This is a genomic window from Aminobacter sp. MET-1, assembly GCF_026521175.1.
Lineage (GTDB): Bacteria > Pseudomonadota > Alphaproteobacteria > Rhizobiales > Rhizobiaceae > Aminobacter.
In genome coordinates, this window is the sequence record NZ_JAMSHL010000094.1 from 1 (window position 1) to 277 (window position 277).

A 277-nucleotide genomic window follows, 5' to 3' on the forward strand; every position below is an offset into this window, starting at 1 on the left:
GTCGTGCACAGACCGCGTCCGAGAGCGACGACGACTTCTGACCGCTTCGGCGCATATTTGTTCGCTTTTGTTGACATTTGTTGTTATCTGGTGAATGTTGTGTGCATGGAATCGAGTCTGGTGGCGGTGTGATGCTCGCTCATCAACGTCAGCAGAAGATTCTGGACCGGGTGCTGTCCGAGGGAGCCGTCACGGTGGCCGCGTTGGGCACTGCTCTGTCGGTGTCCGACATGACCATTCGACGTGACGTCAATGAACTGGTCGCCCAGGGCCTGGT

The 277-nt window shown here is 57.4% G+C and carries 1 protein-coding gene; it reads left to right on the forward strand.

The annotated features are described in order from the left end of the window. Positions 1-131: 131 nt before the first annotated feature. Positions 132-277, forward strand: a 146-nt coding sequence (locus tag NDO48_RS30620) for a DeoR family transcriptional regulator (RefSeq protein ID WP_416377232.1), incomplete at its 3' end; no start/stop codon positions are given.